This window comes from Streptomyces justiciae, assembly GCF_015163075.1.
GTDB lineage: Bacteria > Actinomycetota > Actinomycetes > Streptomycetales > Streptomycetaceae > Streptomyces > Streptomyces justiciae.
Window position 1 is genome coordinate 96,927 of record NZ_JADDXU010000005.1, and the last position, 17,509, is coordinate 114,435.

Sequence of the window (17,509 nt, forward strand, 5' to 3'; positions counted from 1 at the left end):
GGTTCTCGTACGACTCATACGACCGCGGTCACGGACGCGTGATGCAGTACAGGGCCACGTACCCCCTGATCCCCTGGTAGTTGATCGCGATCCAGAAGTACCCGTCGGTGTAGCCGCAGGCGGTGAAGGTGCCACCTTCGGAGGCGCCGCCGCACTCCGCTCCCGCACCCTTCGGGAAGAGGCCGAGCGCGGTCGAGCCGGTCGACTTGGACTGCCGGATACGGACGCTTTCCTTGGCGTGGCAGTTGATCGCCTGGACGGAGGCGTCACTCGATGTCGAGGCCTGCGCCGGAGCGGCGAAGGTGAGACCGGCCACGGTGAGCATGGCGGTGGCGAAGCCGGCGAGAATCCTGCGTTTCACAGTTACCCCCTGTGGTGGTGCACGGTTGGTCGGGCCGAGCGGCGGCCAAGGTAACCGGCCCTGGCGTGTCCACGCCACTGATTTCCCGGTGCCCGCACTGGACCCATCCGCACCGGCGGCACCTGAAGCGGCTCGCACCCATGACATCTGTCATCCGGCAGTCAGGACCGCCGACACTGCCGTCCGAGGCCCCCGAACGCCACTCTGGATCACATGACGACGACAGCGGTCGCATTCGACCAGGTGAGCAAGGCGTACGGCGAGGTCCGGGCCGTCGACGGCCTGACACTGAGCCTCCACCCCGGACAGACCGTGGCCCTGCTGGGCCCCAACGGCGCCGGCAAGTCGACCACGCTCGACCTGCTGCTCGGCCTCAAGCAGGCGGACAGCGGCAGTGTCCGCCTCTTCGGCACCAGCCCGCGTGAGGCGATTGTCGCCGGGCGGGTCGGCGCGATGCTCCAGAGCGGCGGGCTGATGGACGAGGTGACCGTCGCCGAGATCGTCGGACTGGCCTGCGACCTGCATCCGAAGCCGTACAAGGCCTCCGACGTCCTCGCCCGGGCCGGCATCACCCAGATCGCCGACCGCAAGGTCAACAAGCTCTCCGGCGGCCAGGCCCAGCGCGTCCGCTTCGCGCTCGCGACCGCGGGCGACAGCGACCTGATCGTCCTGGACGAGCCGACCACCGGCATGGACGTCACCACCCGCCAGGCCTTCTGGGCCACCATGCGCGAACAGGCCGACCAGGGCCGGACGGTCCTCTTCGCCACCCACTACCTCGAAGAGGCCGACGCCGTCGCCGACCGCGTGCTCGTGCTGCACCGGGGCCGGCTGCTCGCCGACGGAACGGCCGCCGAGATCAAGGCGAAGGCGGGGGCGCGCAGGATCTCCTTCGACCTGTACGAAACCGACATCGACGAGACCGCCCTGCGCGCCCTGCCCTTCCTGGCCCGCCTCGACGTCTCCGGCACCACCGTCCGCATCCAGTCCTCCGACGCCGACGCCACCGTCCACGCCCTCTACGGCCTCGGCCTCTACCCCCGCAACCTCGAAGTCGCCGGGCTCGGCCTGGAGCAGGCCTTCGTCGCCATCACCGAGGCCGAGGAGGCCCGTACGTCATGAACAGCCTGATCAAGCTGGAACTCAACCGCGCCCTGCGCAACCGCAAGTTCCTGTTCTTCTCGGTCCTCTACCCGTCCCTCCTCTTCCTGCTCATCGCGGGCAGCGCCGACGGCACGGACAAGGTCGACGGCACGGGTCTGACCCTGCCGACCTACATGATGGTCTCCATGGCCTCCTTCGGAGCCCTGACGGCCGTGCTGATGGGCAACAGCGAGCGCATCGCCAAGGAGAGGGAGAGCGGCTGGGTACGGCAGTTGCGGCTGACGACCCTGCCCGGGCGCGGCTATGTCCTCGCGAAGACGGCGAGCGCGGCCGTGGTCAGCCTGCCCTCGATAATCGTCGTCTTCGTCGTCGCCGCGGCCGTGAAGGACGTACGCCTTGACGCCTGGCAGTGGCTCGCGCTCACCGGCGCGATCTGGGCCGGCAGCCTCGTCTTCGCCGCGCTCGGGGTGGCCATCGGGTACCTGGCGAGCGGGGACGCGGTCCGGCCGATCACGATGATCACCTACTTCGGGCTGTCCATCCTCGGCGGTCTGTGGATGCCGACGACGACCTTCCCGTCCTGGCTCCAGGACATCGCCAAGTGGGTGCCCACGCACGCGTACGCTGCCCTCGGGCAGGCGATCGAGCAGAGCCAGGCCCCCCATGCCAAGGACATCGCCGTCCTCGCCGTCTTCTTCGCCCTGTTCACCGGCGGCGCGGCCTGGCTGTACCGGAAGGACACGCTGAAGGCGTGAGTGCGATGACGGACGATCTGCGGCCCGACGAGGAAGCGCGGGCGGAACGGCTGATCCGGATCGGCCGGCCACCCCGCAACCGGGGCGAGGTGATCCGGAAGCTGGTGTGGGTCCTGCCCTGGCTGGTCTTTCTCGCCTCCCCGGTGCGGGACCTGGCCGACGGTCACCACACCACCGCGGCCACGGCGGCCGGCTGGACGGGCCTCGTGGCCTTCGTCGGGCTCTATCTGACCCTGGTCTTCCGCACCATGGGCCGGCCCTTCCGCGGCGGGATCATCACCGTCCTGGCTGCCACCTTCTGGGCGCTGGGACTCGCCCTGGCCTTCGGCTTCGGCAGCGAATGGCTCGGCCTGTTCGTGTACGTCTCGGTCACCTGCGGGGTGGTCTTCCCGTTGCGGACCGCCTACTGGGCGATCCCGCTCACCACCGCCGCGATGATGCTGGCGGGCTGGCACGCCCACGACCTGGACGAGGCATGGGGCCTGTTCCTGGTGGTGCTCCTGGTCGGCTACTCCATGACCGGCATCCGGCAACTCGTCGCCACCACCGTCGAGTTGCGCAAGGCCCGCGCCACGGTCGCCCAGCTCGCCGCCAATGAGGAGCGGCTGCGTCTCGCCCGTGACCTGCACGACCTCCTCGGGCACTCCCTCTCCCTGATCACGCTGAAGAGCGAACTGGCCGGCCGGATGCTCCCGGACCACCCCGACAAGGCGGCCCAGCAGGTCGCCGACATCGAACAGGTCAGCCGCCAGGCCCTGGTGGACGTCCGCGAGGCCGTCACCGGCTACCGCAGGCCCCGACTGCCCGAGGAACTCGCGGGCGCCCAGGTCGCGTTGACGGCCGCCTCGGTCATCGCCGACGTATGCGCCGAACCCGACCTCAGGGACATCCCCGAGGAGAGCGAGAGCGCCCTCGCCTGGGCGCTGCGCGAGGCGGTCACCAACGTCGTACGGCACAGCGGCGCGACCCGCTGCACGGTCGAGGTGCTGCGCCGCCAGACCCTCGACGGCCCGGTGCTGGAACTCTCGGTCGAGGACAACGGCTCGGGCGGCTCCGGCAAGGGCCCCGGCAACGGCCTCACCGGCTTGAGCGAGCGCCTGGAGAAGGCGGGCGGCACCCTGGAGGCGGGCCGCACCAAGCACGGCTTCCGCCTGCTCGCCCGAGTGCCCGCCGGCGCGGTGACGCCCGTAGGATCCGGGGCATGAGCCACACGATCAAGGTCCTCCTCGCCGAGGACCAGTCGATGGTCCGCGAGGCCCTCGCCGCCCTCCTCGGCCTGGAGGACGACATCGAGGTGGTCGCCCAAGTGGCCAGGGGCGACGAGGTGTTGGCCGCAGCGCAGACCCACGCCGTCGACGTGGCCCTCCTGGACATCGAGATGCCCGGCATGACCGGCATCGAGGCGGCGGCCCAGGTCCACAAGGCCCTGCCGGACGTCAAGCTGGTCGTCCTGACCACCTTCGGCCGCCCCGGCTACCTCCGCAGCGCCATGGAGGCAGGCGCCGACGCGTTCCTGGTCAAGGACGCCCCGGCCGCCCAACTGGCGGAGGCGGTACGCAAGGTACTGGCGGGGGAGCGGGTCATCGACCCGACGCTGGCGGCAGCGGCACTGGCGGAGGGCGCGAACCCTTTGACGGACAGGGAGCGCGAGGTCCTGCGGGCGGCGGAAGACGGCTCCACGAACGCCGAGTTGGCAGCGAAGCTGCACTTGTCGCAGGGGACGGTCCGCAACTATCTCTCGACGGCAATCCAGAAGTTGGCGGTGAGGAACAGGGCAGAGGCAGCGCGGCTGGCGAGAGAAAAGGGCTGGCTGTAGAGGCTTTTGTCTTGGGGGCGCGGGGCTGTATCGATTTGCGGCTACCGCCGCGTGGGCGCGACCAGCCACAACGCACCCGCACCCACCCACCATCACAAGCCCCTACGGCGAACTCAGTTCAACATCGCCCGAGCCGACCGAGCCTGCCGACGCACCCGCTCAGCAGCCCCCTCATCCACAGCCCCCACCACTTCCGCATAGGCCTCCAACTCAGAGGCCCCCACAAGAAAATCCCCCCGCTCGACAAGCAACTGAGCCCGCTCATACCGCAACCGAGCCGGATGCGAGGGCAACAGCAACGACAACTCAACAGCCCACAGCGCCACATCCGACCGCTCCGGCCGAGCCGCAGCCCAAGCCCGCACGTTGTTGAGAATCCGCAGCACCACATCCAACGGATCGGCCGGCGCCAACATGGACGGATCAAGCGCCGCCCCCGTGGCCCCCGCCACCAACAACTCCGCGTCCGCCCCGGCCAGCACCCGCCCCCCGTCGAACGGATCGGCCAGCACCTGCTCCTCCGCGGCCCCGAACCCCACCACGAAGTGCCCCGGAAGAGCGACCCCGTACACCGGCGCCCCGGCCCGCCGAGCCACCTCCATCCACACCACGGACAGCAGGATCGGCAACCCGCGCCGCCGCCGAAGCACCTCGTGCAGCAACGACGACTCCAGCCGCTGATAGTCCGCGGCGGAGCCGCGGAACCCGCACCGCTCCCCGAGCAGCTCCCGCAGCGCCACCGCCCACGACCGCGGCCCACCCGGCCGGAACGGCAGCCGCCCGGCGAGGTCGTCCAGTTCGATCTGGGCCGCGTCGATGCCCGCCTCGTCGAGGCCGCCGTCCGCCTCCGCGCCGATCAGCAGACACAGCGCGGACAGGTCGGGCCGCTCGGAGCGGGCCTCTTCGGCGAACCGCCGGCGCAGTTCGGCGGAGCGTTCCGGGGACGGTGGATGCGGCAGACGCATAGCTGGCTCGTGCCCTCTCACAGCGATCGCTACCGGCCGTCGCCGGCAGTCGCCGGCTCCCGGTAGTGGTGGTACGCGTGATGCGCCCCGAAGCCCATCCCGGCGTACAGCGTCCGCGCCCCCGCGTTCTCCTCCTCGACCTGGAGCCAGGCCGCCGACGCGCCCTCGTCGAGCGCCCGCCGGGCCAGCGCGGCCATCACCTCGGTGGCCAGCCCGCGCCGCCGCTGCTCGGGATCGACCTCGACCGCGGCGAAGGACGCCCACCGCCCGTCCACGACACACCGCCCGATGGCGGCGGGCACATCGCCGTCCCCCGGCACCTTCGCGAACCACACCGAAGGCCCGCTCCCCAGCACCTTCAGCGCCACCTCGCTCACCCCCTTGCGCTGGTACCGCGCGAGCCACGCCTCGTCCACGTCCCGGGACAGCTCCACCCCGGCGCCCTCGGCCCGGTCGGCGATCGGCGCCAGCGCCCCGATCCACAGCTCGGCCGTCACCTCGCGCACCCACCCGCGCCGCTCCAGCTCCGCGCACAGCAGCTCCTGCGTGCCCTCGGCGCCGGTCGCGGTCTGCACGTACGCGGGCAGCCCGCGAGCGCCGTACCAGCGCCGTACGGCCTCCAGCGCGTCGTCCAGCGGCATGCCGGGGTCGCCGATCGGCAGTACCGAGTTGGCCCGCCGGGTGAAGCCGGACGCGGCCCGCAGTTCCCACTCGCCGAGCCGCTCGCTCTCCACCGGCCGCCACGCGCGCGTGCAGACGTGGGCGAGTTCCGCGTACGAGGCGGAGGGCCCCCGGCGACGGGCCGGGGCGCTCGGCACGACCTTGCCCGCGACCAGCGAGGATTCCGCGATGCGGACAGTCTCGCCGTCCTTCCGTGTGATCCGAAGCACACCGGTGTCCCATGATGCGAGAACACCCACCGTGTCGGTGAACTTCTCACCCGGAACCCCAGGATCGTTCAAGCGGCGTACGGAGACCCGTTTACCCACGTCAGCTGCGGTGATACGGACCTCAAGGCGCCCCGTCGCAGAGATTTCCACAGGTCAGTTCACCCCTCCTGTTCGGATCATGCCCAAGAACGGAGATACTAGGGGCGGGCATCGACGACGCCGCGCTCCCGCGCGCCAGGCGGCGGAGCCTATGGAGGCCCGCCAGCGCCCTATCGAGGAGGAACGACAGCGTGACCTACGTCATCGCGCAGCCTTGTGTCGACGTCAAGGACAAGGCGTGCATCGAGGAGTGCCCGGTCGACTGCATCTACGAGGGCTCCCGGTCCTTGTACATCCACCCGGACGAATGCGTCGACTGTGGTGCCTGTGAGCCGGTCTGCCCGGTCGAGGCGATCTTCTACGAGGACGACACTCCGGAGGAGTGGAAGGACTACTACAAGGCGAACGTCGAGTTCTTCGACGAGCTCGGCTCCCCCGGCGGCGCCAGCAAGCTGGGTCTGATCGAGCGGGACCACCCCTTCATCGCCGCGCTGCCGCCCCAGGCGTAAGCGCACAAGCGGCCCGCAGTCTTCGTGCCGCCTCGGTCCCGTACGGCCAGATCACGTCTGATCGCCGTACGGGACCGAGGCGTTTGCCGTACGTACCAGAAAGTGAGCCAGTCCCCGTGTCCGCAGTCTCCGACCGCCTCCCCACCTTCCCGTGGGACAAGCTGGAGCCGTACAAGAAGACGGCCGCAGCCCACCCGGACGGCATCGTCGATCTCTCCGTCGGCACCCCGGTCGACCCGGTCCCCGAGCTGATCCAGAAGGCCCTGATCGACGCGGCGGACTCCCCGGGCTACCCCACGGTCTGGGGCACCCCGGCGCTGCGCGACGCGATCACCGGCTGGCTGGAGCGCCGCCTGGGCGCCCGTGAGGTCACCCACCGGCACGTCCTGCCGATCGTGGGCTCCAAGGAACTGGTCGCCTGGCTCCCGACCCAGCTGGGCCTGGGCCCCGGCGACAAGGTCGCGTACCCGCGCCTGGCCTACCCGACGTACGAGGTCGGCGCCCGGCTGGCCCGCGCCGACTACGAGGTCTACGACGACCCGACCGAGCTGGACCCCGAGGGCCTGAAGCTCCTGTGGCTCAACTCCCCGTCGAACCCGACCGGCAAGGTCCTGTCGAAGGCGGAGCTGACCCGGATCGTCGCCTGGGCCCGGGAGCACGGCGTGCTGCTGTTCTCCGACGAGTGCTACCTCGAGCTCGGCTGGGAGGCCGACCCCGTCTCGGTCCTGCACCCGGACGTCAACGGCGGCTCGTACGACGGCATCGTGGCCGTCCACTCCCTCTCCAAGCGCTCCAACCTGGCCGGGTACCGCGCGGCCTTCCTGGCGGGCGACCCGGCCGTCCTCGGCCCCCTGCTGGAGATCCGCAAGCACGGCGGCATGATGACGTCCGCCCCGACGCAGGCGGCGGTCGTCGCGGCGCTGGGCGACGACACCCACGTACAGGAGCAGCGCGAGCGGTACGCGGCCCGCCGCGAGGCGCTGCGCGAGGCGCTGGTCAAGCACGGCTTCCGCATCGAGCACAGCGAGGCCAGCCTCTACCTCTGGGCCACCCGCGACGAGTCCTGCTGGGACACCGTCGCCCACCTGGCCGAGCTGGGCATCCTCGTGGCGCCGGGCGACTTCTACGGCGAGGCGGGCAAGACGTACGTACGCGTGGCGTTCACGGCGACGGACGAACGGGTGCGGGCGGCCGTAGAGCGCCTGTAACCGCGGGACAAAGCAATGGGGCCCGGGGGAGAACCCCGGGCCCCATCGCTTGCTTCAGGCAGTTCAGCCGAGCGGCAGGGACTTCACCGGCAGCGAGTCCGCCGCGGGCAGCCCGCCCTTGGTGAGGGAGTCCGTCGGCAGGCCGCCCTTCGTCGCGGTGGAGGTGGTGTCGCCGAGGATGTCCCCGGCGGAGCCCGCCGCGTCACCGGCCGTCTGCTGCGCGGCCGGGGCCGCCTTCTTCGCGACCTTGCCGCCGGTCTTGCCCGCCGTCGGCACCGCCTTCTTGACCGCGTTGCCGCCGGTGTTGCCCGCGATCTTGGTGACGTTCTGCGTGGCACCGTCGACGCTGTTGCCGACGCTCGCGCCGTCCAGAGCGGTCAGACCGCCCAGGTTCGGAGTCGCGGGCAGCTCGGCGGGGGCCGCACTGGCGGAGCCGGCCGCACCGACCCCGGCTGCCGCTCCCGCAGCGACGAGCAGCGCGGCACGGGCGATCCTGCGGGTCAGGGGGAGGGACATGATGCTCCTTTGACGGGAGAGAACGAGGAAGTGTCCAACCGCTCCCGGCAGTTGATCACCGGGCTCGGACGCAGTGACTACCGCTCGAAGCCCGCGAAGGTTGCGGACGGCCAACGTAAAGAGTTGGCAATGCGTCGCATTATCGGCTGCGGATAAAAACGGGCAAAAGACGCCCGATCCGAAAGTCCGCCGAATCCTTACAGCCCGGTGTTCTCAAGGGATTTCGCGGATACGAGGGTGAGGTGACGAAAACCTGCGCACACCCGCGTCCGCGGCGGGCCCCCGTAACCCCTGCGAGTGACGGCCCGTACTACTGAGCAGTCACGATCCGTACGGACCCGGCGGCCTTCTCCGCCCCGCCCGCACCCGCGCCCTCTACGGTCCGCCACTCGCTCTGGGTGTTCCCGGCGGTCCACTGCCGGCCCGCGTAACCGACGCTCTGGATGTGGAGGGCGGAGGCGTTGGCCACCGCCCAGTGCGCGAGCTGCCAGCCGCGCTGCCGCGTGGTGCGCTTCGCCGCGGAGTCGTCGGCGGTGACCGGCACGACCAGCGTTCGCTCCGCGGCCGCGTCATCGGTGGCGGCGGACGACGCCTTCGCCCCCTTCGCCACGTCCTCGGCGGCCGTGTCGAGCGCGTCGCGCCCGAAGTCCTTCACCAATGCGTCCCGCACCCCGTCCGGACCGGCGGTCAGTGTGGCGGCCTGCCGCCCGTCGCAGGTCAGCGTCGCCGGAGAGGCCCCGGTCAGCGCGGCGGCCAGCAGCGTCGCGTCCGGCTCGTGCTTGGCGTACGCCTCCGGGTAGCCGCTGCGCTGCACCCGCTGGGCGGCCTCGGTGAGCGGCATCTTCGTGTAGCCGGAGACCTTGACCAGATGCTCGTAGAACTTCCCCGCCGCGTACGCCGGGTCCATGATCTGCTTCTCCGTGCCCCAGCCCTGCGACGGCCGCTGCTGGAACAGGCCGAGCGAGTCCCGGTCGCCGTGGGTGATGTTGCGCAGCCCCGACTCCTGGATCGAGGTCGCCAGCGCGATCGCCACCGCCCGCTCGGGCAGCCCCCGCCCGGTGCCGACGGCCGTGATGGTCGCCGCGTTCACCGCCTGCTCCGGCGTGAACTCGTACTCCGCCCCGTCGCCCTTGCCCGAGACGACCTTGCAACCGGGCGCGTCCGCGCCCCCGGTGACGTACTGCACCACGAGATAGCCCGCGACGGCACACAGGACCACGAGGGCCCCCATGAAACGGAGGAAGCGGCCACGACGACGGCGTCGTGGAGCGGGTGACGGCTCTGGCATCCGTACAAGGTACTGGAGGGCTCTGTGGTGCCTCAGCCGGGTGTGGACGACGGCCGAGAGGGCCCGGGCGCTAGGGTCGGGAGCATGGCCGATACCCCGCTTGACCTCACGCTGGACGCTGCGGAGCTGACCGCGCAGCTCGTCGACTTCCCCTCGGTGAGCGGCACCGAGAAGCCCCTCGCGGACGCCATCGAGACCGCGCTGCGCGCCCTGCCGCACCTCACGGTCGACCGGTACGGCAACAACGTCGTGGCCCGCACGCACCTGGGCCGCGCGGAGCGGGTCATCCTCGCCGGCCACATCGACACCGTCCCCATCGCCGACAACGTCCCCTCCCGCCTCGACGAGGACGGCTACCTCTGGGGCTGCGGCACCTGCGACATGAAGTCCGGCGTCGCCGTCCAGCTGCGCATCGCGGCGACGGTCCCGGCCCCCAACCGCGACCTCACCTTCGTCTTCTACGACAACGAAGAGGTCGCCGCCCACCTCAACGGCCTGGGACATGTCGCCGAGGCCCACCCCGAGTGGCTGGCGGGTGACTTCGCGGTGCTGCTGGAGCCCACCGACGGCCAGGTGGAGGGCGGCTGCCAGGGCACGCTCAGGGTGCTGCTCAAGTTCAAGGGGGAGCGGGCGCACTCCGCGCGCGCGTGGATGGGCTCGAACGCGATCCACGCCTCCGCGCGCGTGCTGGCCAAGCTCGCGGAGTACGAGCCCCGGCAGCCGGTGGTGGACGGTCTGCGCTACCACGAGGGCCTGAACGCCGTCGGTATCCAGGGTGGTGTGGCCACCAACGTCATCCCGGACGCCTGCACGGTCACCGTCAACTTCCGCTACGCGCCCGACCGCAGCGAGGAGGAGGCCGAGGCCTTCGTGCGCGACTACTTCGCCGACTGCGGCGTGGACGAGTTCGTCGTCGACGACCACACCGGCGGGGCCCGACCGGGCCTCAACGACCCGTCCGCGGCGGCCTTCGTGGAGGCCGTGGGCGGCGAGGTGCACCCCAAGTACGGCTGGACCGACGTCTCCCGCTTCAGCCGCCTCGGCATCCCGGCCGTCAACTACAGCCCCGGCAACCCGCTGCTGGCGCACAAGGTCGACGAGCGCGTGAAGGCGTCCCTGATCCCGGTGGCGGAGGAGCGGTTGCGGGCGTGGCTGACGGCATGAGGCCGTAAGGCTTCACGGCGGACACGCACATGTCCCCCCTCCGTAACCGGCGTGGATCTACGCTGAAGCGGAACCACCCGCTAATGGAGGGAGCGCACATGGCTACCGGCAACCCCGAGGGGAAGAAGCAGCCACCGTCGGAGCAGCGCCTGGGACCGGTCCTCCGAAGGCGTGGACAGGTGACGGCCAGCACCACCGACCAGCGGCTCCTGGACGCGGGCGGCCCCTCCGACTGGGTCCACACCGACCCCTGGCGGGTCCTGCGCATCCAGTCGGAGTTCATCGAGGGCTTCGGCACGCTCGCCGAACTCCCGCCCGCGATCAGCGTGTTCGGCTCGGCGCGGACCCCGGCGGACTCCCCGGAGTACGCGGCGGGCGTGCAGCTCGGTCGAGGCCTGGTCGAGGCCGGCTTCGCGGTGATCACGGGCGGCGGTCCAGGAGCGATGGAGGCGGCCAACAAGGGCGCCTGCGAGGCGAACGGCATCTCGGTGGGCCTCGGCATCGAGCTCCCCTTCGAGCAGGGCCTCAACCCGTACGTCGACATCGGCCTGAACTTCCGGTACTTCTTCGTCCGCAAGATGATGTTCGTGAAGTACGCGCAGGGCTTCGTGGTCCTGCCCGGCGGCCTGGGCACCCTCGACGAGCTCTTCGAGGCCCTCACCCTCGTCCAGACCCAGAAGGTCACCCGCTTCCCGATCGTCCTCTTCGGCAGCGCCTACTGGGGCGGCCTGGTGGACTGGCTCAAGAACACCCTGATCGCCCAGGGCAAGGCCTCCGAGAAGGACCTCCTCCTCTTCCACGTCACGGACGACGTGGACGAGGCGGTGGCGCTGGTCTCGAAGGAGGCGGGGCGCTAACGGGTCAGGCGAGTCCCCGGCGGGCGACCGCCGGGGGCCGGTGCCCCGCGATCGACGCCACCATGTCCAGCACCTGACGGGTCTCGGCGACCTCGTGCACGCGGTAGACCTGCGCGCCGAGCCACGCCGAGACCGCCGTCGTCGCGAGCGTCCCGATCACCCGCTCCTTCACCGGCTTGTCCAGCGTCTCGCCCACAAAATCCTTGTTGGACAACGACACCAGCACCGGCCACCCCGTCTCGACCATCTCCCCGAGCCGCCGTGTCGCCTCGAGACTGTGCCGCGTGTTCTTCCCGAAGTCGTGCCCAGGATCGATCATCACCGACTCCCGAGGCACCCCCAGCGCCACGGCCCGCTCGGCCAGCCCCACGGTCACCCGCAGAACGTCGGCCATGACGTCGTCGTACGTCACCCGATGCGGCCGCGTACGAGGCTCGGCCCCGCCCGCGTGCGTGCACACCAGCCCGACCCCGTACCGCGCGGCCACCTCCGCGAGCCCCGGATCGACGCCGCCCCAGGCGTCGTTCAGCAGATCCGCCCCCGCCTCGCACACGGCCTCACCGACCGGCGCCCGCCAGGTGTCCACGCTGATGACGACGTCTGGGAACCGCCGCCGCACCTCCGCCACGAACCCGACCGTCCGCCGCGCCTCCTCCTCGGCGGACACCTCTTCGCCCGGCCCGGCCTTGACCCCGCCGATGTCGATGATCGCGGCCCCCTCGGCCACCGCCTGCTCCACGCGCGCGAGGGCCGGCTCGTCGCGGAACGTCGCGCCCTGGTCGTAGAAGGAGTCCGGGGTCCGGTTCACGATCGCCATGATCACCGGCTCGTGCGGCTCGAATTCCCGCCTGCCCAGCCTGAGCATCCCCTGTGACCTCTCCTAGTACGTCCTGGCAAGTCGTCGGCCTACGGCCGCCTGCGACCCTAACTGTCAGACTCGCATGGCACGATCGGACTCTGACACATTCGACTCCGACACAGAGTCCGACACTTTCACCGAGCGTGGGGGCCCACAGCGATGGTCATGTTCTTGTTCCTCGTCGTCGCGCTCGCCGTCGTGGTCGCCGCGGTGACACTCGCCGTGGTGGGCGGCGGCGAGACGGGCCCGCTCCCGGAGGCCGCCCCGGAGCGCCTCCAGGACCCCCTGCCGTACGACCGCCCGGTCAACCGCGCCGACGTCGAGGGCCTCCGCTTCCCGCTCGCCGCGCGCGGCTACCGCATGTCCGACGTGGACGACGCCCTCGCCCGCCTCGGCGCCGAGCTCGCGGAGCGCGACGCGCGCATCGCCGACCTGGAGTCGGCCCTGGCCGGCGCCCAGGCCGCCGCCCACGGCGCGCACGCCTCCCACGTCTCCATGGAGAAGCCCGCCCAGGAGGACCAGTGAGCGACGGAACCGCCCTCGCCGGCCCGGACGGCCGTCTGCGCTGCCCCTGGGGCCTGTCCACCGAGGACTACATCGCCTACCACGACGAGGAGTGGGGCCGCCCGGTCCACGGCGACGACGCCCTTTACGAGCGCCTCTGCCTGGAGGCCTTCCAGTCCGGCCTCTCCTGGATCACGATCCTGCGCCGCCGAGAGGGCTTCCGCGCGGCCTTCGCGGGCTTCGAGATCGCCAAGGTGGCGACGTTCACGGACGCCGACAGAGACCGGCTGCTGCTGGACGAGGGCATCATCAGGAACAGGGCCAAGATCGAGGCGACCCTGGCCAACGCGCGCGTGCTGGCCGACTGGGCGCCGGGCGACCTGGACACCCTGATCTGGTCCCACGCCCCGAAAACGCCGGGCCCGGCTCCGAAGACGGTGGGAGAGGTCCCGGCGATCACTCCGGAGTCGACGGCGCTGTCGAAGGCCTTGAAGAAGAAGGGCCTGCGCTTCGTAGGTCCGACGACGGCGTACGCGTTGATGCAGGCGTGCGGCCTGGTGAACGACCACCTGGCCGACTGTTCGGCCAGGCGGAGCTGAACCCTCAGCGCCCCAGATACTTAGGCGCTTCCTTGTTCACGAACGCCCGCACAGCAATCGCATGGTCCTCAGACGCCCCCGCCCGCGTCTGCAACTCGTCCTCCTTCTCCAACGTCTCCGCCAGAGAGTGCGAGAACCCGAACGCGACGGACTCCTTGATCGCCGCGTACGCCACCGTCGGCCCCTCGGCCAGCGCCCGCGCCACCTTCTCGGCCTCACCGCGCAGCTCACCCGCCGGGACCAGCCGGTTCGCGATGCCCAGCTCGTACGCCTCCTGGGCCTTGATCGTCCGCGGGAAGAGCAGCAGGTCTGCGGCGCGCCCGGGCCCCACGACCCGCGGAAGGGTCCACGAGATCCCGGAGTCCGCCGTCAGCGCGACCCCCGCGAACGAGGTGTTGAACCCGGCCGTGTCCGCGACCACCCGGTAGTCCGCCGCGAGCGCCAGCCCGAACCCGGCCCCGGCCGCGACGCCGTTCACCCCGGCCACCACCGGCTTCGGCATCTCCGTCAGGGCCCGCACGACCGGGTTGTAGTGCTCCTTCACCGTGCTCATGACGGACGTCGAGCCCTCCGCGAGCAGCCCGATGTGCTCCTTGAGGTCCTGCCCCACACAGAACGCCCGCTCCCCGGCGGAGGTCAGCAGCACGGCCCGTACGGCGTCGTCACCGGCCGCGGCCTGGACCGCGTCCCGCAGCGCGACCTTCGTCGCGATGTTCAGCGCGTTCATCGCCTCGGGCCGGTTGATGGTGATCGTCGCGAGTCCGTCGCTCACCTCGTAGAGCACGGTGTCGGCCATGGTGCGTCCCCTCCTGCGTCCTTGCGGGTTACTTGCGGGTTCAGTAGGACAGCATGGCGGAGATCACCGCCCAGGGACCGGAACGGACGTGTGACCTGCGTCAAAGAATCCGCGGCCGATTTCTGTCGCCGAACATGTGCACGGCCGCGCAGTATCGCAGTCACATCGCCGAATTGAGTGGTTTTGCTCGCGCGCGTTGCCCAAGCGATGCCGACTGATGTTGGTCATCGGGTCCTGAGATGCGGGATAATGGCTTGGAAGCAATGTGTTCGATGCCGGTGTCGCGTGTCTCACGCTGCACGCGTGCCCTCCCAGGGCCGTCGGCTTTGACGATGAGCTGGTTTCAGGAAGGGGAACGAGCATGGCGGCCATGAAGCCGCGGACGGGCGATGGCCCGCTCGAGGTGACCAAGGAGGGGCGGGGCATCGTCATGCGCGTTCCGCTCGAAGGCGGCGGTCGGCTCGTCGTCGAGCTGACCCCTGACGAGGCCGACGCGCTCGGCGACGCCCTCAAGAAGGTCGTCGGCTGACGCGGAAGCGACCATACCCTTTCGGTGACCCCGGCATCGCATGCGGTGCCGGGGTCGCTGTTTACCGCCTCAGGGCCGGTACTACCGCTTGACCGCGCACAGCAGCCCGTCACCCACCGGCAGCAACGACGGCACCAGTTCCGGACTCTCCCGCACCGCGCGCAGCAGCTCGCGCAGCCGCAGCACCTCGGTCGGCTGCGGACCGGAGTCCACCGTCCGGCCGTGCGCGAAGACCCCCTCGAACACCACGAGGCCCCCCGGTCGCAGCAGGCGCAACGATTCAGCGAGGTAGTCCATGACCTCCTGGCGGTCGCCGTCGCAGAAGACGAGGTCGTAGCCGGCGTCCGCGAGCCGGGGCAGGACGTCGAGGGCACGGCCGGGGATGAAGCGGGCCCGGTTGCTGGCGAAGCCGGAGGCGCGGAAGGCCTGACGGGCGAACTGCTGGTGCTCCGGCTCGGGGTCGACGGTCGTCAGGACGCCGTCGGGGCGCATGCCGTGCAGCAGATGGATGCCGGAGACTCCCGTACCGGTGCCGATCTCGGCGACCGCCTTGGCGTCCACCGAGGCCGCCAGCAACCGCAGTGCCGCACCCGCGCCGGGCGACACCGAGCGCAGCCCTGCCTCACGGGCCCGGTCGCGGGCCCAGTGCAGCGCTTCGTCCTCGGCGACATAGGCGTCGGCGAACGCCCAGCTCGTCTGCCGGTTGCCGGTAATGACCCTCTCCTGTCCCCGTGGTTGCCTGGGCGTGACTGTATCCGTTGGGGGCGGGAACCTGCTGATGGGACCGGGCGTTTAGAGGGGTGGAGACGCACCCGGGGGGACACAGTTGGATCACGATGAGGAGCAGGGGCGCGGACAGGGCCCCGAGCGGGCGGTGACGCAGCCGTACGAGCGGTATCAGCCCAGATCAAATTCTCGTAAAACCGCTTATCCGGAGCTAACGGGCGAGGTGGCTATGGTAGGGGCTCCACTGGACACCACCAGAGCCGACAGGGGAGGTGCGGCTGCGCCTGTGGATCGCGGAGGAGTGCTGCGGCGCTTCCTCGGATCGGCGGGCAGGCCGAAATCCGTGAACGACACCGCTGCTGACCCCAGCCACGACGAGTACAGCCAGACCGCGACCTTCTCCACCGACGCGGACGGGCAGGCGTGGACTCCTCCGACGTGGGAGGAGATCGTCAGCACGCACAGCGGCCGGGTCTACCGGCTCGCCTACCGCCTGACGGGCAACCAGCACGACGCGGAGGACCTCACCCAGGAGGTCTTCGTCCGCGTCTTCCGCTCCTTGTCGACCTACACGCCCGGCACCTTCGAGGGCTGGCTGCACCGCATCACCACCAACCTCTTCCTGGACATGGTGCGCCGCAAGCAGCGCATCCGCTTCGACGCCCTCGGCGAGGACGCGGCCGAGCGCCTGCCCAGCCGCGAGCCCTCCCCCCAGCAGGTCTTCAACGACGCCCACTTCGACGCGGACGTCCAGCAGGCCCTCGACACCCTGGCGCCCGAGTTCCGCGCCGCGGTCGTGCTGTGCGACATCGAGGGACTGTCGTACGAGGAGATCGCCGCGACCCTCGGCGTCAAGCTCGGCACCGTCCGCTCCCGTATCCACCGTGGCCGTTCCCAGCTGCGCAAGGCCCTCGCGCACCGCTCTCCGGAGGCCCGCAAGGAGCGCCGCTCCTTCGTGCCCCGCGTCGCCGCTCTGGGGGGAGGGGGCGCGACCGCGTGAGTGGATCACGGCCCAATCCCGCCAAAGGGCATCTCGCGGAGCAGCATCTGGGAGACCGACTCGCCGCGCTGGTCGACGGCGAGCTCGGTCATGAGACGCGCGAGCGCGTCCTCGCCCACCTGGCCACCTGCGCCAAGTGCAAGGCCGAGGCCGACGCCCAGCGCCGACTGAAGAACGTCTTCGCGGAGGCGGCCCCGCCGCCCCCGTCCGAGAGTTTCCTGGCGCGACTTCAGGGGCTGCCCGGAGGAGGTGGCACGGACGACGGCGGTGGCTCGCCGTTCGGGGGAGGCTTCCCCGACGGCTTCGCCGAACGACCCGGGACCGCCGGGGTCTTCGGAGTGAAGCGTGGCGAGCGCTTCGAGTTCGACTACGTCCCCGCCCGCTCGCACGGCTCGGTCCTCCCGGCCGGCATCGACCGCGGCGGCTTCCGTATCCACGACGTCAGCCGGCACGAGGCCGAGCGGACGGCGTCCCGCGGCATGCGGTTCGCGTTCGTCGCCGCCGGCGCGGTGTCGCTGGCCGCGATCGCGCTGGGCGGTGTCACGACCGGCGTCCCGGCCGACACCGACGCGCGCGGTGGCTCGGGCGGCAGCAATGTGACCCCGGCCCGCTCCCAGGGCACCGGGGCCGCGGCCACGCCCGACAGCCAGCGCCGCCGTGCGGTGGGCCCGCTGCTCGCCGCCGGTCAGTCCCGGATCGACGACACCGGGTCCGCCCCGACCGAGGCGTCCGCCCCGCTCGTACCCGGCGTACCGGCCCAACCGGTCGCGCACTCGCTGACGACACCCGTCGTGGCCGGCGCGGCCGCGATGTCCCCGCTGATACGTCCGCTCAGCACCACTCCCCAGCTGACGCTGACCTCGTGGTCCACCGCCCCGGACCTCACCCCGCCCGCCCTTCTCGCCGCGCCCGTCCCCGACGCGACCTCTTCTCCTTCCACCTCCTCCGGCCCCACCGGCTGACC

At 71.0% G+C, this 17,509-nt stretch carries 21 protein-coding genes; 13 read left to right on the top strand and 8 right to left on the bottom strand.

The features are described from left to right. Positions 1 to 28 precede the first annotated feature (28 nt). On the bottom strand, positions 29 to 361 hold the full coding sequence (locus IQ210_RS15750) for an SH3 domain-containing protein (protein WP_194079653.1): 333 nt from the start codon (positions 359 to 361) through the stop codon (positions 29 to 31). 213 nt (positions 362 to 574) lie between these two features. Between IQ210_RS15750 and IQ210_RS15755 the strand changes: the two genes are divergently transcribed. From IQ210_RS15755 to IQ210_RS15770, 4 genes are read left to right on the top strand one after another with little or no spacing between them, the layout of a single operon-like run. Beyond that, positions 575 to 1,483 (top strand): ABC transporter ATP-binding protein, encoded by a 909-nt coding sequence (locus IQ210_RS15755; protein WP_194079654.1) that lies wholly within the window; start codon positions 575 to 577, stop codon positions 1,481 to 1,483. Next, positions 1,480 to 2,220, top strand: coding sequence for an ABC transporter permease (locus IQ210_RS15760; protein WP_194079655.1), 741 nt, complete (start codon positions 1,480 to 1,482; stop codon positions 2,218 to 2,220). The genes IQ210_RS15755 and IQ210_RS15760 overlap by 4 nt, the downstream gene beginning before the upstream one ends. A 5-nt stretch (positions 2,221 to 2,225) precedes the next feature. Continuing rightward, positions 2,226 to 3,425: a sensor histidine kinase gene (locus IQ210_RS15765; RefSeq protein WP_194079992.1), complete on the top strand. Its 1,200-nt coding sequence runs from the start codon at positions 2,226 to 2,228 to the stop codon at positions 3,423 to 3,425. Then, the gene (locus tag IQ210_RS15770; RefSeq protein WP_194079656.1) at positions 3,422 to 4,036 is read left to right on the top strand and encodes a response regulator transcription factor; all 615 of its coding nucleotides are present in this window, start codon (positions 3,422 to 3,424) and stop codon (positions 4,034 to 4,036) included. The genes IQ210_RS15765 and IQ210_RS15770 overlap by 4 nt, the downstream gene beginning before the upstream one ends. A gap of 113 nt (positions 4,037 to 4,149) precedes the next feature. On the opposite strand, the gene IQ210_RS15775 is transcribed toward IQ210_RS15770, so the two are convergent. Together IQ210_RS15775 and IQ210_RS15780 are read right to left on the bottom strand one after the other, a co-directional pair. Then, on the bottom strand, positions 4,150 to 5,001 hold the full coding sequence (locus tag IQ210_RS15775) for a transglutaminase family protein (RefSeq protein ID WP_194079657.1): 852 nt from the start codon (positions 4,999 to 5,001) through the stop codon (positions 4,150 to 4,152). 29 nt (positions 5,002 to 5,030) lie between these two features. Next, positions 5,031 to 6,041: a GNAT family N-acetyltransferase gene (locus IQ210_RS15780; RefSeq protein WP_194079658.1), complete on the bottom strand. Its 1,011-nt coding sequence runs from the start codon at positions 6,039 to 6,041 to the stop codon at positions 5,031 to 5,033. 140 nt (positions 6,042 to 6,181) lie between these two features. Between IQ210_RS15780 and fdxA the strand changes: the two genes are divergently transcribed. Beyond that, positions 6,182 to 6,499 (top strand): ferredoxin, encoded by a 318-nt coding sequence (gene fdxA / locus IQ210_RS15785; protein WP_010047804.1) that lies wholly within the window; start codon positions 6,182 to 6,184, stop codon positions 6,497 to 6,499. Between the two features lie 116 nt (positions 6,500 to 6,615). Continuing rightward, positions 6,616 to 7,707 (top strand): bifunctional succinyldiaminopimelate transaminase/glutamate-prephenate aminotransferase, encoded by a 1,092-nt coding sequence (locus IQ210_RS15790; RefSeq protein WP_194079659.1) that lies wholly within the window; start codon positions 6,616 to 6,618, stop codon positions 7,705 to 7,707. A 63-nt stretch (positions 7,708 to 7,770) separates the two neighbouring features. Here the strand turns inward: IQ210_RS15790 and IQ210_RS15795 are convergent, their stop codons facing one another. Both IQ210_RS15795 and IQ210_RS15800 read right to left on the bottom strand, forming a co-directional pair. Continuing rightward, entirely contained in the window at positions 7,771 to 8,223 is a 453-nt protein-coding gene (locus tag IQ210_RS15795) for an ATP-binding protein (RefSeq protein ID WP_194079660.1), read from the bottom strand. Between the two features lie 310 nt (positions 8,224 to 8,533). Next, positions 8,534 to 9,511, bottom strand: a complete 978-nt coding sequence (locus IQ210_RS15800; protein ID WP_194079661.1) for a heavy metal transporter — start codon at positions 9,509 to 9,511, stop codon at positions 8,534 to 8,536. A gap of 84 nt (positions 9,512 to 9,595) precedes the next feature. On the opposite strand from IQ210_RS15800, the gene dapE reads away from it, so the two are divergent. Then, positions 9,596 to 10,675: a succinyl-diaminopimelate desuccinylase gene (dapE, locus tag IQ210_RS15805; protein ID WP_194079662.1), complete on the top strand. Its 1,080-nt coding sequence runs from the start codon at positions 9,596 to 9,598 to the stop codon at positions 10,673 to 10,675. Positions 10,676 to 10,773: 98 nt separating this feature from the next. Next, positions 10,774 to 11,532: an LOG family protein gene (locus IQ210_RS15810; RefSeq protein WP_079310363.1), complete on the top strand. Its 759-nt coding sequence runs from the start codon at positions 10,774 to 10,776 to the stop codon at positions 11,530 to 11,532. Positions 11,533 to 11,536: 4 nt separating this feature from the next. Here IQ210_RS15810 and folP read toward each other — a convergent pair whose 3' ends face one another. Continuing rightward, positions 11,537 to 12,397, bottom strand: coding sequence for a dihydropteroate synthase (folP, locus tag IQ210_RS15815; protein WP_194079663.1), 861 nt, complete (start codon positions 12,395 to 12,397; stop codon positions 11,537 to 11,539). A 159-nt stretch (positions 12,398 to 12,556) separates the two neighbouring features. On the opposite strand from folP, the gene IQ210_RS15820 reads away from it, so the two are divergent. Both IQ210_RS15820 and IQ210_RS15825 read left to right on the top strand, forming a co-directional pair. Next, positions 12,557 to 12,916, top strand: coding sequence for a DivIVA domain-containing protein (locus IQ210_RS15820; protein WP_194079664.1), 360 nt, complete (start codon positions 12,557 to 12,559; stop codon positions 12,914 to 12,916). Beyond that, the gene (locus IQ210_RS15825) at positions 12,913 to 13,494 is read left to right on the top strand and encodes a DNA-3-methyladenine glycosylase I (protein ID WP_194079665.1); all 582 of its coding nucleotides are present in this window, start codon (positions 12,913 to 12,915) and stop codon (positions 13,492 to 13,494) included. Before IQ210_RS15820 ends, IQ210_RS15825 begins: the two co-directional genes overlap by 4 nt. Positions 13,495 to 13,498: 4 nt before the next feature. On the opposite strand, the gene chcB is transcribed toward IQ210_RS15825, so the two are convergent. Further along, on the bottom strand, positions 13,499 to 14,290 hold the full coding sequence (chcB, locus tag IQ210_RS15830; RefSeq protein WP_194079666.1) for a 2-cyclohexenylcarbonyl CoA isomerase: 792 nt from the start codon (positions 14,288 to 14,290) through the stop codon (positions 13,499 to 13,501). A 361-nt stretch (positions 14,291 to 14,651) separates the two neighbouring features. On the opposite strand from chcB, the gene IQ210_RS15835 reads away from it, so the two are divergent. Further along, entirely contained in the window at positions 14,652 to 14,819 is a 168-nt protein-coding gene (locus IQ210_RS15835) for a DUF3117 domain-containing protein (RefSeq protein WP_003966491.1), read from the top strand. A gap of 81 nt (positions 14,820 to 14,900) precedes the next feature. Here IQ210_RS15835 and IQ210_RS15840 read toward each other — a convergent pair whose 3' ends face one another. Then, entirely contained in the window at positions 14,901 to 15,599 is a 699-nt protein-coding gene (locus IQ210_RS15840; protein ID WP_314207308.1) for an O-methyltransferase, read from the bottom strand. A gap of 247 nt (positions 15,600 to 15,846) precedes the next feature. On the opposite strand from IQ210_RS15840, the gene sigE reads away from it, so the two are divergent. Then, on the top strand, positions 15,847 to 16,545 hold the full coding sequence (sigE, locus tag IQ210_RS15845) for an RNA polymerase sigma factor SigE (protein ID WP_079310366.1): 699 nt from the start codon (positions 15,847 to 15,849) through the stop codon (positions 16,543 to 16,545). Next, complete coding sequence (locus IQ210_RS15850) at positions 16,542 to 17,507, top strand: anti-sigma factor family protein (RefSeq protein ID WP_194079667.1); 966 nt, start codon at positions 16,542 to 16,544, stop codon at positions 17,505 to 17,507. Before sigE ends, IQ210_RS15850 begins: the two co-directional genes overlap by 4 nt. The last annotated feature ends 2 nt before the right edge of the window (positions 17,508 to 17,509 follow it).

Excerpts from the sequence above, each read along its gene's own strand:
- IQ210_RS15835 (WP_003966491.1), top strand. The coding sequence starts at position 14,652 with ATGGCGGCCATGAAGCCGCGGACGGGCGATGGCCCGCTCGAGGTGACC.
- IQ210_RS15760 (WP_194079655.1), top strand. The coding sequence starts at position 1,480 with ATGAACAGCCTGATCAAGCTGGAACTCAACCGCGCCCTGCGCAACCGC.
- IQ210_RS15795 (WP_194079660.1), bottom strand. The coding sequence starts at position 8,223 with ATGTCCCTCCCCCTGACCCGCAGGATCGCCCGTGCCGCGCTGCTCGTC.
- IQ210_RS15820 (WP_194079664.1), top strand. The coding sequence starts at position 12,557 with ATGTTCTTGTTCCTCGTCGTCGCGCTCGCCGTCGTGGTCGCCGCGGTG.
- IQ210_RS15810 (WP_079310363.1), top strand. The coding sequence starts at position 10,774 with ATGGCTACCGGCAACCCCGAGGGGAAGAAGCAGCCACCGTCGGAGCAG.
- dapE (WP_194079662.1), top strand. The coding sequence starts at position 9,596 with ATGGCCGATACCCCGCTTGACCTCACGCTGGACGCTGCGGAGCTGACC.
- IQ210_RS15765 (WP_194079992.1), top strand. The coding sequence starts at position 2,226 with ATGACGGACGATCTGCGGCCCGACGAGGAAGCGCGGGCGGAACGGCTG.
- chcB (WP_194079666.1), bottom strand. The coding sequence starts at position 14,290 with ATGGCCGACACCGTGCTCTACGAGGTGAGCGACGGACTCGCGACGATC.
- IQ210_RS15770 (WP_194079656.1), top strand. The coding sequence starts at position 3,422 with ATGAGCCACACGATCAAGGTCCTCCTCGCCGAGGACCAGTCGATGGTC.
- IQ210_RS15755 (WP_194079654.1), top strand. The coding sequence starts at position 575 with ATGACGACGACAGCGGTCGCATTCGACCAGGTGAGCAAGGCGTACGGC.
- IQ210_RS15800 (WP_194079661.1), bottom strand. The coding sequence starts at position 9,511 with ATGCCAGAGCCGTCACCCGCTCCACGACGCCGTCGTCGTGGCCGCTTC.
- folP (WP_194079663.1), bottom strand. The coding sequence starts at position 12,397 with ATGCTCAGGCTGGGCAGGCGGGAATTCGAGCCGCACGAGCCGGTGATC.
- IQ210_RS15775 (WP_194079657.1), bottom strand. The coding sequence starts at position 5,001 with ATGCGTCTGCCGCATCCACCGTCCCCGGAACGCTCCGCCGAACTGCGC.